Raw genomic sequence first — 10,417 nt, forward strand, 5'->3', positions numbered from 1 at the left:
TTCCTCGCCGGTGTCGGCGGTCGAGACCGCCAGCACCGCCGTCCACCTGTCGACGCCTCCGCTCAAGGCCCGGTCGATGGTTTCGACGGCAAAGGGCACGTGTGCGGGCAGGAACTCGTACGGGGCTACCGGGTCGGCCAGCCCGGCGTCAACGTCTGCGGCTGGCTGGGGCTCGTCTTGTTCCGCCACAATGCTCCTGTCTCCCCGTGGTCACCGGTGCCAGAGGACAGTCGCAGGGCCCTGGGGGTCGTGTCACCTCGTTACTCGGTGTTCTGAGCTGCCGGGATGCGGTCCATGCCCGATGACCAGCGGCAGTGCTGATGACGACACAGCGGCCGCAGTGCCGGCTTCTTCATGATTCACCCGATCGGGGCGATGACCCGGCATGGCAGCCGGCCGGCATACGGCGGAAGAGAAGTAGCGCCCGACTCTTTCGGATCATCTGCGCTGAGGTCCTCAGCCACGACCAGCACACGCATGCCCTTCCTTGCTCACCAGGCGTTCGCGATCGGATGACATTCGACGTGACTTTCAAAATGGTCCCGCACGGCGCACTCCTGACGGTTGCATAAGAGCAACCAAACTCAGCGAGCCCTTAAGACTTCGACAGCCGTTGCACATGCAGATCCGGAAATCTGGGGCCTTCAGCGCCGAAAGTGCCGCGCCGGGCTTCCGCCACAACCCGAGGAGAAGCAGTCCGACCATGCGCAAATATTTAGCCGTCGCCTCCGGTGCACTGCTGTCGACGACCCTCGCGGTCGCGGGCTGCAGCTCGAACGACACCACCACCTCGTCACCGGCCACCAGCGCCTCGGCCCAGCAAGGCGGCCGCCCCGGCGGCCCGGGCGGTGGCGGACCGGGCGGGGGCATGGGGCAGGTCACCGCGGTCAATCTCAACACCAACGGGGTCAGCCCGGGCGGCGCCAACACCGCCGCGGTCGTCGCGGCGACGAACGCCTTCCTGGCCACGTTGGACGCCACCACAAAAGACAAAGTCCAGTACGACTTCACCGAGAACAAGGCCCGGCAGACGTGGTCGAACTTCCCGACCACCACGGTGCCCCGCGAGGGCATCGTCATGTCCGCCCTCACTGCCGGACAGCAGAAAGCCGCGGACGCCATGCTCGCGGCCGCCCTGAGCACCACCGGCGCTCAGCAGGACAGCAACATCCGGGCTTCGGACGATGAGCTGAACCGGCTCGGCGGCCAAGGCGCCGACGGTTTCGGCAGCCTCACGGACTACTACGTCGCCGTCTACGGCACCCCGTCGGCTACCAGCCCGTTCATGATCCAGTTCGGTGGGCACCACCTGGCCCGCAACCTCACCTACAACGGCGACAAGGTCAGCCAGACCCCGCAGTTCGTCGGCACCGAACCCACCTCGTTCACCGCCGGGGGCACCACCGTCGAGCCGCTCAAGGCCGAGTCCACGGCCATGTTCGGCATGCTCTCCGGGATCACCGCGGCGCACAAGACCGCTGCGAAGATCACCTCAGGTACGTTCGACGACCTGGTCATGGGACCCGGCAAGGACACCGGCGTCTACCCGGCCTCCGAAGGAGTGGCTGTCTCCGAGCTGAGCGCCGACGAGAAGAAGCTGGTCACCACCGCGATCCAGACCTACGTCGGCGACCTGGCCGACGCGGCCGCGGCCAAGCTGATGGCCAAGTACACCGCTGAGCTGGACCAGACCCGGATCGGCTGGTCGAACAACAGCGGCCCGACCGACGAGAACAGCTACGTGCGCATCGACGGGCCCAGCGTGTGGATCGAGTTCATCAACACCCGCAGCCAGAGCACACCGAACATCCACTTCCACTCGGTCTACCGGGACAAGACCAACGACTACGGCAGCACCAAACCGAGTTGACCGTGACGCTTTCCTCCGACCGCGCAGGCGGCCCGCCGAGCAGGTGGGCCGCCTGGGCCGGGATCATGCTGGCGCTCCTGTGCCTGGCGATGGTGCTGACACCCGCCCCCGCGAACGCCCATCCGCTGAGCACCACGGCGATCTTGCTCGACGCCGGCGCTACCGAGGTGACCGGCAAGGTGCAGTTGCCCATCGACCGGCTCGCTCTGGCCCTCGACCAGCCACTCACCGCGGCGGTCGTCACGCAACCGGCGAAGCTCGAGGAGCTGCGCCGCTATCTGCTCGCCCACTCCTCGGCGGCCGGCCAGGGTGGGAACCCGTGGACGGTAACCGCCAGTACCGGCCGGGTCGAGAGGATCGACGGCGTTGACCATCTCGTCTTCGACATCAGCCTTCGGCCCGCCGACGGCCGGGTGGGTGACTTCCAGCTGACGTACGACGGGATCGTGCACCACCTGCTGTCCCATCAGATCCTCGTCTCGCTGCGCGCGGACGGCGCCTCCGACTACACGACGCTGGGAGTGCTGGACTGGCAAGAGCACACCATCGCCGTACCGATGGCCGGCGCAACCACCGAGAGTGGCTTCCTCGCCGCTGTCCGGCTCGGTATCCGGCACATCGCCGAAGGCGCCGACCACCTGCTGTTCCTGATCATGCTGTTGCTGCCGGCCCCGCTGCTGGCCCGCCACCGACGGTGGACCCGCTCGGACAACCTGCGCCGCGACTGCCTGCGCGTCGTGCACGTGGTCACCGCCTTCGCGGTCGGACACTCGATCACCCTGGCACTCGCCTCACTCGGCTACATCAGCGTGCCCACCCGGGTCGTGGAGAGCCTCATCGCGCTGTCCATCCTGGTATCCGGCATCCACGCGATCCGGCCCCTGGTCCCCGGCGGCGAGACCTGGATCGCGGCCGGGTTCGGGCTGATGCACGGCCTGGCCTTCGCCGCCCTGCTCGGCGGGCTCGACCTCGGCCGTGGCTCGCTGGTGGTCAGCCTGCTCGGCTTCAATCTCGGCATCGAACTCACTCAGCTGATCGTCGTCGCCCTGCTCATGCCGTCCTTACTGCTGCTCAGCCACACCCGCGTCTACACCGCCGTGCGCATGACGGTCGCCGGCATCGGCATCGTTCTGGCCGCCGCCTGGCTCGCCGAGCGCACCACACTCATCACGGCCAACCCCCTCAACGCGGTATCGGATCAGCTCACGCGTCACCCGTTCCTGATCGCAGGCGGCCTCGCGATCGTCGCCGTCACCGTGTGGTCGGCGCCCGCCCTGCGGCCGGCTCCCATCACCGGCGTGCGCAGGACACCGGCCGGGTCGGGAACAGCTCGATAATCGAACCGGCGAGGCCCGTGGCAATACTTCACCCCCTCGAGCCCGCAAGTGCCCCGGTCAACCCTGGGCCAGTCCGGAGTCCGCCACCCCGGCAACGAGGCTTTCGAGGCCGAAGGCGGCCACGGGGCCCAGCGCGCCGGATCAGGCCGCCGCTCGCAGCGGCCATCGCACCCCAGGCCATGATGTCGCCGGTGAAGGCGTAGCTGCTCCGGCCGACCAGACGGGTGCGGTGCAGGACCGCCCCTGAGGCCGAGCGGGCTTCGGCCACGACCACGGAGGATCCGGTCTCCAGAAGCTTCGCGCTGGGTCCGCCGGTGGACCCCTGGGTCCGCCCCTCGAGTATTGCCCGCAGTCCGGCTCTGGCTCCCGGGATCCAGGCAACGGTTTCGACCAGGCCGGTGATGACGGGGATCGCGCTGGAAGCGCTCGGCCGCCCCAGGATGACATCCACGTCGCGAAGTGTCGGGTGCAGGGCGGGCAGCTCGAAGTGCTCGGTTCCGCCGACACTGACACCTCGGCGACGGCGGCCGTCGCCCAGATCGAAGCTGCGAACCCTGGCACCGGTTCGTTCCGCCTGGAGCCGGCCACCACGAAACGCGAACGATCTGTCGAGAATGGCGCCGGCGGCACTCAACGCGGTGCCGCCGCTCGCGCCGACCCCTTCGTTGAAGTAGCCGACCGCGATCGAGACAGCATCCGGCCCCGCTGCCGCGAGCGCGTGCGCACCTGCCACGTTTCCGGGCACCCAATCAAATCCGAAGGCGGTCACCATGGTCGAGCCCGAACGCTCGGCCAGCGGCCCGTAGTGGTCGAAGATGCGGCGGATGAACGACGGTTCTCCGGTGGTGTCCAGGTAGTGCGCTCCGGCGGTGACGGCGGCGTTCGCGGCCGGCTCCCCCATTTGCTGAAGGGTCCGACCGTCGAGACCAGGACATCCCCTGCCTCGACCAACGCGTTGACCGCCGCCGGCTTCGCGACATCGGCGACCCGGGTCTGCAGTCCTCCGAGTTCGGCTGCCAGGTTGTCGAGGCGAGCCTGGGACCGAGCCGCAAGAATCGGACGCACACCGCGCTTGACCAGGGCCCGTGCCACCAACCCGCCCGTGTAACCCGTCGCACCGAAGACGACGATCTCGTACCTCAGCGCGGCGCCCACGCTCGGTCCAACAAGGCGAGAACCCGGTCGGCGGTCTGCGGACGGTCGGCTCGGAGAACCCGGGCCATGGCGCCGGACAGCATGGTCAGGGCCAGCATCACGTCGTCGACCGTCACATCGGGCGCGATCAGGCCGGAGCGGCGAGCCGCATCGAGCTTGCCGTCGATCAGGGCGCGCATCCGCTGCTCGACTGCAAGCAGGCGGTCGTCGGGCACCGGCGCGAGCATGTCGATGAAGGCGGTGGAGTCGACGGTGTAGTCGGCCACGCGGCGCAGGAGGTCGTCGAGGGTCACCGATGCGTCGGTGACCATCTCCTCCAGTGCCTGCATGTTGTCCTCGAAGACGGCCAGTGCCAGGGCCAGCCGGTCGGGGAAGTGCCGGTACAGAACCGCCTGGCCGACGCCGGCGGCCCGCGCGACCGCGTACAGGGGTGCGTCGAACCCGGAGGCGGCGAACACCTCGCGGGCGGCGGCGAGCAACGCGGCCCGGTTCTCCGCCGCTGCTCCCGGTCCTCGGTTGGTCCGGCGTTGCTGGGTCACGAGGGAACGCTAATCATGTTCGCCCGACCGGCTCTTGCCGGGCCCTCGTTCTCGGCGCATGCTGTGACAATACGCTACCGGACAACATTGTCCGGTAGCCGGATGCTGTGGGGAGGGCCCATGTCCGTCACCGATACGGAACACACCTATGACGTGGTGGTCGTCGGCACCGGCGCCGCCGCGTTCGGCGCTGCGATCACCGCGGCCGACGCCGGGCTGTCAGTGGTGATGCTGGAAAGCAGCGAGCTCTGGGGCGGCAGCTCATCGATGTCGGGTGGCGGCGTCTGGCTGCCCAACAACCCGCTCATGCAACGCGCCGGCGCCGGCGACTCCCGCGAGGAGGGCCTGCAGTACCTCGAGCACACCATCGGCGACGCCGGCCCGGCCACTTCCCGCGCCCGCAAGGAGGCCTTCGTCGAAGGCGTACCGGGCATCGTGCAGTTGCTGGAGCGCAAGGGGCTGCGTTTCGTCCGGGCCGCGGACTACCCGGATTACTACCCGGAGGCTCCCGGCGGCAAGGTCGGCCGGGCCATCGAGATCGACCCGTTCAACGTGCGCCGGATCGGTGACTGGTGGAAGACCTCCCGGGGGCGTAAGGAGGGCATTCCGGCGCCGGTCAAGACCGATGACTTCTGGCTCCTGCAGCGGGCCTGGTCCACGCCGGGAGGATTCGCCCGCGGGGTGCAGGTCGCCGGTCGGGTGGCCGGCATGGCGGTCCGCGGCCAGTGGCGGGTGGGTATGGGCGCGGGGCTCACGGCGGGCTTGATGCATGTCGCGCTGGGGCTGCGTATCCCGGTGTGGCTGTCGTCGCCGATGGAGGAGATTCTCGTTGAGGGTGATCGCGTGGTCGGCGTCCGCGTGGCCCGGGGCGGCCAGACCCACGTGGTCCGGGCGACCCGAGGTGTCGTGCTGGCCGGCGGCGGCTTCGACCACAACGAGGACCTGCGGCAGAAGTACCAGGGCGTGGACGGCACGTGGTCCAACGGTGCGGCTTCCAACGTCGGCACCCCGATCATGGCCGCGGAGAAGATCGGCGCGGCCCTCGACCTCATGGACGAGGCGTGGTGGGGTGGTTCAGTGCCGCCCGCCGGACCCGGGCTCAAGGCCGGATTCATGGTGAGTGAGCGGTCCGCGCCCTACTCGCTGATCGTGGATGCGGCCGGTGACCGGTTCGCCAACGAGTCGGAGTCCTACGTCGACCTCGGTCATCACATGTTCGAGCATGGCAAGGATGTGCCCGGCCGGTTCTGGATGATCGCCGACCGCCGGCACGCGCGCCGATACCTGCGCTCCTACGCCCTCGACCCCCGGGTCTCCAAGAAGTTCCGCGAGACCGGGATCCTGCACCACGCCGACACCGTCGCGGAGCTGGCCGGCAAGATCGGTATCGAGCCGCAGCGCCTGACCGGCACGGTGAACCGGTTCAACGGGTTCGCCCGCACCGGCATCGACCATGACTTCACCCGCGGCAGCTCCGCCTACGACCGCTACTACGGCGACCCGCACGTACGCCCGAACCCCAACCTCGGCCCCGTACAGAAGGGCCCGTTCACGGCTGTCGAGGTCGTCCCCGGTGACCTCGGCACCAAGGGCGGTGTCGTCACCGACGAGCACGCGCGGGCCCTGCGCGCCGACGGATCGGTGATCGCCGGCCTCTACTCGGCGGGCAACAACAGCGCCTCGGTCATGGGCCGCACCTACCCCGGACCGGGCTCGACCCTCGGCCCCGCGCTGGTCTTCGGCCACCTGGCCGCGAAACACCTGGCCGCCGGCGAAGGCTGAGGACCACGGTTGCACATCGCGTTCGGCAGGCCCTCGTTCCGACGACGACCTGCCGAACGCTCATTTCACAAAGCGGTTGGGAACAGGTGCTTGACTGCGAGCTTGTCCAGGTCGTCCAGGGACCACTTAGCGGCGGCACCGCCCTGGGTGTTGACCAGGGTGCTGACGTCTTCCATCCTCGACCAGCGCGCGATCGTTCCACCGTTGAGGCTGAAAACTTCTCCAGTCACGTCCGCGGCGGCGTCGGTGCACAGCCAGGTGATCATCGGGGCGATGAACTCGGGGCCGGGCAGGTGGTGCGCGGCCAGTTCCTCCTCGGGGATCCCGCTGGCTGTCAGGCCAGCCTCGATCTGGTCCTTGAACAGCTCGTAGGTGCGGGTCGCGGCGGCCGGCGCGTAGGCGTTGAACGTGACGCCGCTGCCGCGGTGCTGGGCGCCGAGGTCGCGGATCATCCCGATGCCCCCGCTCATGGCGACGGCTCCGAGGGGGTTCTTCTGCGTTCCCCGGCCGATCTCGGAGGTCGCGAACAGGACCCGTCCCCAGCCGCGTTCGAGCATGCCCGGGACGGCTTCGCGGCTGAGCCAGAACTTCTGGCCGAGGTAGAGGTTCAGCAGGCGCTGCCAGCTGTCGTCGCCGGCCCGCAGGCCCAGGCTCGACGCGTCGAGCAGGGCGCCCGCGTTGGCGATCACGATGTCGCACGATCCGAAGTTCTCGATCGCGGTCTGCACGGCCCGTTTGCACCCCGCGGACTCGGCGATCGAGTCGTAGTTCGCCACCGCCGTGCCGCCGGCCGCCTCGATCTCGGCGACGGTGCCGTCGGCTGCGGCCGAGTTCGTGCCGTCGCCCTGGACGTCGGTGCCGAGGTCGTTGACCACGACCGACGCGCCCTCGGCCGCGAGCGCGAGGGCCACGTTCTTGCCGATCCCGTTGCCGGCGCCGGTTACCAGCGCGGCTCGTCCCTGCAGTCGCTTGCTCATTCGCACATCCTTTTCTGATGGTTCAACGATGACGGTTACGCCGCTTGGCCGGTGAGGGCGCCGAGGCGGCCGGACTTCAGTGCGGCGACGACACCGCCGTCGACCAGCAGGTCGGTGCCGGTGATGAAGGAGGAGTCCGGTCCGAGCAGGAAGCCCGCCGCGGCGGCGATGTCGCCCGGGGCGCCGAGGCGCCCGGTGCCGGAGGCATCGACCATGGCGCGCATGATCGCGCCGGTCGGGCCAGCCAGTTCCTGCTGGCCCATGGCGGTGGAGATGACGCCGGGGCTGATGCTGTTGATCCGGGCTCCCCGCTCGCCCCAGGCCGTGCTCGCTGCCATGACCCGCAGGTGATTGGCGCGCTTCGCGACGCTGTAGGCCGTCGCCGGGTCGCCGACGATCGGCGGGGCCAGGAACGGCAGGTCCAACAGCTGGTCAGCCGGGGTGGTGGCCAGGGCATACTCCTGCTCCGGGCTGAGCGGGGCGGCGGTGTGACCGGCCATGCTGGCGATCACCATACCGGCGCCACCGGGCGCGATCACCGGGGCGAACGCGTCGAGAACGAGCGCGACGCCGAGCAGGTCGACGGCGAGGATCGCCGGGACCGACGCCTGCACCGGCGACAGGCCGGCGGTGTGCACGACCTGGGTGACCGACCCGGCCGCCTGCGCGGCGTCGGCGAAGGCCCGTACCGAAGTGGCGGAAGTGACGTCGACGACGTGCGTCTGCACGGTGAGCCCCTCGTCGGTCAGGACCTGCTCGGCCCGGGCGAGAACTCCCTCACCGATGTCGCCGAGCAGCACCGTGCGGCCTGCCCCGAAACGGCGGGCGATCGCCTCCCCCATGCCTCCGGCCCCGATGATTGCCAGCACCTGACGACTCATGTCCCTCACCCGTTTCAATTAACGAGACTTTTTGTCTCGCTTAACAAGGACGATACGCGCGTCGGTAGGCTTGTCAACATGCAACCGAGACGCGGCCGGGTGCGCAGCGAGTCCACGCGGCGCGCCATCCTCGAGGCGACACGCGATGAACTGGCGGCCAGCGGGTACGACAAACTCTCCATCGACCGGATCGCCGCCGCCGCCGGCGCGGGGAAACAGACCGTCTACCGCTGGTACCCGACCAAGAGCGCCCTGGTCGCCGACTGCCTTCTTGAGGGCTACGTCCTGCCGACCACCTCTATCGATGTCCCCGACACCGGCGACATCCGCCGCGACCTCGGCGACTGGCTGCGCGCCTTCGCGGAAGGGCTCGACCATCCCCAGAACGCGGCACTGATCCGCGCCTGCACGGCCGCGGCAGCCGACAACGACGAGGTCGCGGCCAAGTTCTACGAGAACGCCACCGCCGCCACCGAGACGGCCCTCACCGAACGCCTGCACGCCGCCGAACTCGCCGGCCAGCTCAAGAAGGACGCGCCCGCCGTGGCCGTGGCCGAAGCACTCATCGGCGCCATGCTGTTCCGGCTGCTGACCCGGCAGCGCGCAACCGTCGCGTTCACCGAAGGACTTACCGAGGCGGTCATGGCGGGCATCGCCCTCACCCCGTCACCGGCTCAGCGATAGCGCTCAACAGGCCACGATGGCGTCGCAGGCGGTGAACGCCGTGTGCCTGAAACGTGTTGACGGGCCCGGCTTCCGGAGTATGGTTGCTCATATCGAGACTTTTTGTCTCGCATATTGAGGGAAGGTGACGACCATGACACACCCCGACCGGACTGCTGCGCCTCTCCCGACAAGCATCAGCGAAGCCGCCCGCCAGTACCTGGCCTTGCCGCCAACCGAGCCGACCACCTATCCCGCACTGGACGAAACCGACGGCTGGCTCAAGCTCATCGAGGCCACCGACGCAGGCGTCGCACAGTTCCTAGCCGGATACACCTTTCCCGTGGCGTCGGACCTGCGCGAGATCAGCGGCGTCAACACCTACGTGCTGCGCGCCGACGGCGTGCCGGACAGCGACAACACTCCGATCTATCTCAATCTGCACGGCGGCGGGCTGATCCTCGGTGGGGGCGAGTTGTGCCGGGCGATGGGCAGCGTGGCCGCCATGTACAGCGGGATGATCACGTGGAGCGTCGACTACCGGATGCCTCCGCTGCACCCCTACCCCGCGGCGCTGGACGACTGCATCGCCGTCTACCGGGCGTTGCTCGAGGTGCGCGATCCGGCCGACATCTTCGTCGGCGGCGGGTCGGCCGGCGGGAACCTCGCCGCCGCGCTGATCGCGCGGGCCAAGGACGAAGGCCTGCCGATGCCCGCCGCACTGGTGCTGTCCACGCCCGAAGCCGATCTCACCGAATCCGGCGACACGTTCCAAACGCTCGACGGTGTACACACCGGGCTACGCAGCCTCATGCCGGTGAACCTGCTGTACGCCAACGGCCACCCGCTCACCGACCCGTACCTGTCACCGCTGTTCGCCGACCTGACCGGTTTCCCGCCCACCTTCCTGCAGTCGGGCACCCGGGACCTGTTCCTGTCCAACACCATCCGGATGCACCGCAAGCTGCTGGCCGCCGGAGTCGAGGCCGAGCTGCACGTCTTCGAAGCCATGCCGCACGGCGGATTCGGTGGCACGACCCCGGAGGACGCCGAGCTCAACGCCGCTATCCGCGGATTCCTCGACAAGCACCGCCGTACCGCCTGAACCAGCCGGGTGCAGGCGGTGGGCGGGAACGGCCGTGGCCTGCCGCCGGGTCGCCAGCAGGTCAACGAACTTCTCCGTGGCCTGGACAATTCGAGCATACGGTGGGGT

At 69.1% G+C, this 10,417-nt stretch carries 10 protein-coding genes and 1 pseudogene; 5 read left to right on the forward strand and 6 right to left on the reverse strand.

The genetic code is table 11. From position 1 onward, the window contains the following. A partial coding sequence (locus Ahu01nite_RS47105; protein WP_203843292.1) for a hypothetical protein occupies positions 1-189 on the reverse strand: 189 nt, incomplete at its 3' end. A 514-nt stretch (positions 190-703) separates the two neighbouring features. Here Ahu01nite_RS47105 and Ahu01nite_RS47110 point away from each other — a divergent pair. Next, on the forward strand, positions 704-1,870 hold the full coding sequence (locus tag Ahu01nite_RS47110) for a DUF3500 domain-containing protein (RefSeq protein ID WP_203843293.1): 1,167 nt from the start codon (positions 704-706) through the stop codon (positions 1,868-1,870). A 2-nt stretch (positions 1,871-1,872) separates the two neighbouring features. Continuing rightward, on the forward strand, positions 1,873-3,207 hold the full coding sequence (locus tag Ahu01nite_RS47115) for a HupE/UreJ family protein (RefSeq protein ID WP_203843294.1): 1,335 nt from the start codon (positions 1,873-1,875) through the stop codon (positions 3,205-3,207). A gap of 28 nt (positions 3,208-3,235) precedes the next feature. Here the strand turns inward: Ahu01nite_RS47115 and Ahu01nite_RS51150 are convergent, their stop codons facing one another. The 3 genes and pseudogenes from Ahu01nite_RS51150 to Ahu01nite_RS47125 all read right to left on the reverse strand — a co-directional run bounded on the left by Ahu01nite_RS51150 (position 3,236) and on the right by Ahu01nite_RS47125 (position 4,901). Further along, positions 3,236-4,108: a saccharopine dehydrogenase family protein gene (locus Ahu01nite_RS51150; RefSeq protein WP_239159715.1), complete on the reverse strand. Its 873-nt coding sequence runs from the start codon at positions 4,106-4,108 to the stop codon at positions 3,236-3,238. Positions 4,109-4,122: 14 nt separating this feature from the next. Next, positions 4,123-4,362: pseudogene (locus Ahu01nite_RS51970) on the reverse strand (NAD(P)H-binding protein); the annotation flags it as partial. Further along, positions 4,347-4,901: a TetR/AcrR family transcriptional regulator gene (locus Ahu01nite_RS47125; protein WP_203843296.1), complete on the reverse strand. Its 555-nt coding sequence runs from the start codon at positions 4,899-4,901 to the stop codon at positions 4,347-4,349. The pseudogene Ahu01nite_RS51970 and the gene Ahu01nite_RS47125, both read right to left, overlap by 16 nt. 120 nt (positions 4,902-5,021) lie before the next feature. Here Ahu01nite_RS47125 and Ahu01nite_RS47130 point away from each other — a divergent pair, with 120 nt between their 5' ends. Continuing rightward, a complete protein-coding gene (locus Ahu01nite_RS47130; RefSeq protein WP_203843297.1) occupies positions 5,022-6,683 on the forward strand; it encodes an FAD-binding protein in 1,662 nt (553 codons plus the stop codon). 65 nt (positions 6,684-6,748) lie between these two features. Here Ahu01nite_RS47130 and Ahu01nite_RS47135 read toward each other — a convergent pair whose 3' ends face one another. Further along, the gene (locus Ahu01nite_RS47135) at positions 6,749-7,660 is read right to left on the reverse strand and encodes an SDR family NAD(P)-dependent oxidoreductase (RefSeq protein ID WP_203843298.1); all 912 of its coding nucleotides are present in this window, start codon (positions 7,658-7,660) and stop codon (positions 6,749-6,751) included. A 35-nt stretch (positions 7,661-7,695) separates the two neighbouring features. Next, positions 7,696-8,541: an SDR family oxidoreductase gene (locus Ahu01nite_RS47140; RefSeq protein WP_203843299.1), complete on the reverse strand. Its 846-nt coding sequence runs from the start codon at positions 8,539-8,541 to the stop codon at positions 7,696-7,698. Positions 8,542-8,619: 78 nt separating this feature from the next. Here Ahu01nite_RS47140 and Ahu01nite_RS47145 point away from each other — a divergent pair, with 78 nt between their 5' ends. Together Ahu01nite_RS47145 and Ahu01nite_RS47150 are read left to right on the forward strand one after the other, a co-directional pair. Then, positions 8,620-9,225, forward strand: a complete 606-nt coding sequence (locus Ahu01nite_RS47145; RefSeq protein ID WP_203843300.1) for a TetR/AcrR family transcriptional regulator — start codon at positions 8,620-8,622, stop codon at positions 9,223-9,225. A gap of 133 nt (positions 9,226-9,358) precedes the next feature. Continuing rightward, complete coding sequence (locus Ahu01nite_RS47150) at positions 9,359-10,309, forward strand: alpha/beta hydrolase (protein ID WP_203843301.1); 951 nt, start codon at positions 9,359-9,361, stop codon at positions 10,307-10,309. Positions 10,310-10,417 lie beyond the last annotated feature (108 nt).

Source organism: Winogradskya humida (genome assembly GCF_016862215.1).
Taxonomy (GTDB): domain Bacteria; phylum Actinomycetota; class Actinomycetes; order Mycobacteriales; family Micromonosporaceae; genus Actinoplanes; species Actinoplanes humidus.

Bases quoted from the DNA above. Each gene is read 5' to 3' on its own strand.
- Ahu01nite_RS47110 (WP_203843293.1), top strand. From the start codon at position 704: ATGCGCAAATATTTAGCCGTCGCCTCCGGTGCACTGCTGTCGACGACC.
- Ahu01nite_RS51150 (WP_239159715.1), bottom strand. From the start codon at position 4,108: ATGGGGGAGCCGGCCGCGAACGCCGCCGTCACCGCCGGAGCGCACTAC.
- Ahu01nite_RS47130 (WP_203843297.1), top strand. From the start codon at position 5,022: ATGTCCGTCACCGATACGGAACACACCTATGACGTGGTGGTCGTCGGC.
- Ahu01nite_RS47135 (WP_203843298.1), bottom strand. From the start codon at position 7,660: ATGAGCAAGCGACTGCAGGGACGAGCCGCGCTGGTAACCGGCGCCGGC.
- Ahu01nite_RS47140 (WP_203843299.1), bottom strand. From the start codon at position 8,541: ATGAGTCGTCAGGTGCTGGCAATCATCGGGGCCGGAGGCATGGGGGAG.
- Ahu01nite_RS47145 (WP_203843300.1), top strand. From the start codon at position 8,620: ATGCAACCGAGACGCGGCCGGGTGCGCAGCGAGTCCACGCGGCGCGCC.
- Ahu01nite_RS47150 (WP_203843301.1), top strand. From the start codon at position 9,359: ATGACACACCCCGACCGGACTGCTGCGCCTCTCCCGACAAGCATCAGC.